The sequence below is a fragment of the Xanthomonas sp. SHU 166 genome, from assembly GCF_000364685.1.
Classification (GTDB): Bacteria; Pseudomonadota; Gammaproteobacteria; order Xanthomonadales; family Xanthomonadaceae; genus Xanthomonas_A; species Xanthomonas_A sontii.
This window is the reverse complement of record NZ_AQOJ01000888.1, coordinates 1-4048: the sequence shown is the minus strand read 5'-3', so window position 1 is coordinate 4048 and position 4048 is coordinate 1. Positions and strand designations below refer to the sequence as shown.

The following is a 4048-nucleotide window of genomic DNA, read 5'->3' as shown; positions in this document are numbered from 1 at the left end:
CTGCTGCGCCGGCCTCCGCCGAACCCGCTGCCGCGCCTGCCGACGCCCAGGCGCCGGCACCGCCGCCGCAGGCGCGGCTGTCGCGTCCTCGTTCCGACTCGCACCTGATCGTGCAAGCCGCCTGATCTCCAGCATTCCTTTTCTGAGGTAGCCGCCATGGCCCATTCGGCAGTCGATCACCACGACGAGCACGGGCATCAGCAGAGCTTCGTCGAGCGTTGGTTCTTCTCCACCAACCACAAGGACATCGGCACGCTGTACCTGCTCTTCAGCTTCACCATGTTCGTCATCGGTGCGGCGATGAGCGTGGTGATCCGCGCCGAACTGGCGCAGCCGGGCCTGCAGTTCGTCAAGCCCGAGTTCTTCAACCAGATGACCACCGTGCACGCGCTGGTGATGATCTTCGGCGGGGTGATGCCGGCCTTCGTCGGTCTGGCCAACTGGATGATCCCGCTGCAGATCGGCGCGCCGGACATGGCGCTGCCGCGCATGAACAACTGGTCGTTCTGGCTGCTGCCGGTGGCCTTCACTCTGCTGCTGCTGACCCTGTTCCTGCCCGGCGGTGCGCCGGCCGGCGGCTGGACCATGTATCCGCCGCTGATGCTGCAGGGCGGCTACAACGTCGCCTTCTCGGTGTTCGCCATCCACGTCGCCGGCATCAGCTCGATCATGGGCGCGATCAACATCATCGCCACCGTGCTCAACATGCGCGCGCCGGGCATCGACCTGCTGAAGATGCCGATCTTCTGCTGGGCCTGGCTGATCACCGCGTTCCTGCTGATCGCGGTGATGCCGGTGCTGGCCGGCGCGGTGACCATGCTGCTCACCGACAAGTTCTTCGGCACCTCGTTCTTCAACGCCGCCGGCGGCGGCGATCCGGTGATGTACCAGCACATCTTCTGGTTCTTCGGGCACCCCGAGGTCTACATCATGATCCTGCCGGCGTTCGGCGTGATCAGCGAAATCATCCCGACCTTCAGCCGCAAGCCGCTGTTCGGCTACCAGGCGATGGTCTACGCGATCGCGGCGATCGCGTTCCTGAGCTTCATCGTCTGGGCGCACCACATGTTCACCGTGGGCATGCCGTTGGGCGGCGAGATCTACTTCATGTTCGCCACCATGCTGATCTCCATCCCCACCGGGGTGAAGGTGTTCAACTGGGTCAGCACCATGTGGCAGGGCTCGATGACCTTCGAGTCGCCGATGCTGTGGGCCATCGCCTTCGTCATCCTGTTCACCATCGGCGGTTTCTCCGGGCTGATGCTGGCGATCGTGCCGGCCGACTTCCAGTACCACGACACCTATTTCGTGGTCGCGCACTTCCACTACGTGCTGGTCACCGGCGCGGTGTTCGCGCTGATCGCGGCGGTGTACTACTGGTGGCCGAAGTGGACCGGGCGCATGTACAACGAGACCTGGGCCAAGTTCCACTTCTGGTGGACGATGCTGTTCGTCAACCTGCTGTTCTTCCCGCAGCACTTCCTCGGCCTGGCCGGCATGCCGCGGCGCATTCCCGACTACAACGTGGTGTTCGCCGACTGGAACCTGGTCAGCTCGATCGGTGCGTTCGGCATGTTCGTCACCCCGTTCCTGATGGCCGGCATCCTGCTGGCGTCGCTGCGCAATGGCGCGCGCGCCGAAGCGCGCTCGTGGGAGGGCGCGCGCGGCCTGGAGTGGACGGTGCCGTCGCCGGCACCGGCGCACACCTTCACCCTGCCGCCGGTGCTCAAGCCCGGCGATCTGGCCCACGACGACATCAGCCACTGATGACCGCGCAACCGCCGCTCGACGACCTGGTCCTGCGCCGCAAACGTGCGGTGCGCACCGCGCTGGTGGTCGGCGCGGTGGCGCTGGCGATCTACGTCGCCTTCGTCCTTTCGGGGGTGCTGGGCCGATGAACGCGCCGGCGCCGCGGGTGCACAGCAGCGCCGGGCTGTTCAAGCTGGTCGGCGTGGCGCTGGCGGTGTTCGTGCTGACCTTCTCGCTGGTACCGCTGTACCGCATCGCCTGCGAGAAGGTGTTCGGCGTGCGCCTGGAGCGCGGCCCCGGCGAAGGGCCGCAGGCCGGCAAACCGCTCGCGGGCAAGCGCACGGTCACTGTGCAGTTCGATGGCGGGGTGAACTCCAAGCTGCCCTGGTCGTTCCATCCGGAGCAGCTGACCATGCAGGTGGTGCCGGGCGAACTCAACGAGGCGCTGTACTACGCGCACAACGATGGCGCGCACGCCATCGTCGGCAGTGCGGTGCCCTCGGTGGCGCCGGCGCGCGCGTCCGGCTACTTCACCAAGACCGAGTGCTTCTGCTTCACCGCGCAGACCCTGCAGGCTGGCGAGAAGCGCGACATGCCGGTGCGCTTCATCGTCGATCCCAACCTGCCCAGCGACATCAGCACCATCACCCTGTCCTACACCTTCTACAAGAACGATGCGCTGAGCGCGGAACTGGGATCGCCGAAACTGGCCGGTTCCGCGCGCGCGGCTCCCTGACCCGACCGGAATGCCTGCCATGGCCCAGCCCAGCACCGACGCCACCGCCAACGCCTACTACGTGCCCAGCCAGAGCCGCTGGCCGTTCATCGGCTCGATCGCGATGTTCGTGACCATGATCGGCGTGGCCAGTTGGCTCAACGACGCGTCCTGGGGCAAGTGGACCTTCTTCACCGGCATCGCGATGCTGGTGGCGACGCTGTTCATGTGGTTCGGCGATGTGATCCGCGAATCGATCGCCGGGCACTACAACCGCCAGGTCGACGTGTCGTTCCGCATGGGCATGGTGTGGTTCATCTTCTCCGAGGTGATGTTCTTCGGCGCCTTCTTCGGCGCGCTGTTCTACACCCGCACCTTCATCCTGCCGTGGCTGGGCGGCGAGGGCGACGGGGTGATGACCAATGCGCTGCTGTGGGACGGCTATTCCGCCGCCTGGCCGACCAACGGCCCGGGCGGCATCGGCGGCCAGTTCCAGACCATCCCGGCCTGGGGCCTGCCGCTGATCAACACGCTGATCCTGCTCAGCTCCGGCGTCACCCTGACCATCGCCCACCACGCGCTCAAGGCCGGACAGCGCACCCGGCTGATGGTGTTCCAGGCGCTGACCGTGGCGCTGGGCTGCACCTTCCTGTACTTCCAGGCCGAGGAGTACATGCATGCCTACAAGGAACTCAACCTGACCCTGGGCTCGGGCATCTACGGCTCGACCTTCTTCATGCTCACCGGCTTCCACGGCGCGCACGTGCTGCTGGGCACGATCATGCTGCTGGTGATGCTGCTGCGGATCAGCCGCGGCCACTTCAGCCGCGACAACCACTTCGCCTTCGAAGCGGCGGCGTGGTACTGGCACTTCGTCGACGTGGTGTGGCTGGCGCTGTTCCTGTTCGTCTATGTGCTTTGAGGGCTGGGAATAGGGAATCGGGAATGGGGAATCGCAAGCGCGGCTTTCGCTTGCGCTCCCGCTTTGCCGATTCTCTTTTCCCGATTCCCCATTCCCGGTTTCTCAGCGGCCAAGTCCGTGAGGCTTGATCACTCCCGTGTAGATGCCCAGGATCACCAGCAGGATCAGGCACACCGATAGGCCGATGCGCCAGGTCAACGCGTTCACCGTGCGCTTGCTCTGGCCGCGGTCCACCAACAGGTAGTACAGGCCGGCGCCCAGGTTCCACAGGATGAGCAGCAGGAACGCGACGATCAGCAAAGTCTTCAGCGAGTCGTTCATGGGCGTCTCGGCGCATGGTGTGTCCGCATTATGACCCTCGCCGCTGCCTCGCGCGTGGGCGCGCGCCGGCGCATGCCGCTGTGGCTGGGCTGGAGCGTCGCGCTGGCGGTGGCGCTGTGCTTTTGCATGCTCGGCCGCTGGCAGTTGCAGCGCATGCACGAGAAGCAGGCCTTGCTGGCGCAGGCGGCGCATGTGCGCGATCGTCCGCAGACGCTGGCCGACGCGCTGCGTGCGACGCCGCCAGGACAGTTGCGCTGGGTGCATGGTGCTGGCCGCTTCCTGCCCGGGCAGATCCTGCTCGACAACCAGCTGCGGCAGGGCCGCAGCGGAGTCAAGGTGTA

6 protein-coding genes are annotated in these 4048 nt (G+C 66.0%); 5 read left to right on the top strand and 1 reads right to left on the bottom strand.

Annotated elements, in window-relative coordinates; translation table 11 throughout:
- Window positions 1-156: 156 nt before the first annotated feature.
- Genes ctaD through D180_RS20060 form a run of 4 tightly spaced genes read left to right on the top strand, consistent with a single transcriptional unit; the run spans window position 157 to window position 3386 of the window.
- Entirely contained in the window at window positions 157-1767 is a 1611-nt protein-coding gene (ctaD, locus tag D180_RS20070; protein ID WP_017914173.1) for a cytochrome c oxidase subunit I, read from the top strand.
- Window positions 1767-1898 carry a hypothetical protein gene (locus tag D180_RS24750; protein WP_017914172.1) on the top strand — a complete coding sequence of 44 codons (132 nt, stop codon included), beginning with the start codon at window positions 1767-1769 and terminating at the stop codon, window positions 1896-1898. The genes ctaD and D180_RS24750 overlap by 1 nt, the downstream gene beginning before the upstream one ends.
- Entirely contained in the window at window positions 1895-2485 is a 591-nt protein-coding gene (locus D180_RS20065) for a cytochrome c oxidase assembly protein (RefSeq protein WP_017914171.1), read from the top strand. The genes D180_RS24750 and D180_RS20065 overlap by 4 nt, the downstream gene beginning before the upstream one ends.
- Window positions 2486-2504: 19 nt before the next feature.
- Window positions 2505-3386 carry a cytochrome c oxidase subunit 3 gene (locus D180_RS20060; RefSeq protein ID WP_010341611.1) on the top strand — a complete coding sequence of 294 codons (882 nt, stop codon included), beginning with the start codon at window positions 2505-2507 and terminating at the stop codon, window positions 3384-3386.
- 102 nt (window positions 3387-3488) lie between these two features.
- On the opposite strand, the gene D180_RS20055 is transcribed toward D180_RS20060, so the two are convergent.
- Window positions 3489-3707 carry a twin transmembrane helix small protein gene (locus tag D180_RS20055; RefSeq protein ID WP_010341612.1) on the bottom strand — a complete coding sequence of 73 codons (219 nt, stop codon included), beginning with the start codon at window positions 3705-3707 and terminating at the stop codon, window positions 3489-3491.
- 30 nt (window positions 3708-3737) lie between these two features.
- Here D180_RS20055 and D180_RS20050 point away from each other — a divergent pair.
- Window positions 3738-4048, top strand: a 311-nt coding sequence (locus D180_RS20050) for an SURF1 family cytochrome oxidase biogenesis protein (RefSeq protein WP_017914170.1), incomplete at its 3' end; no start/stop codon positions are given.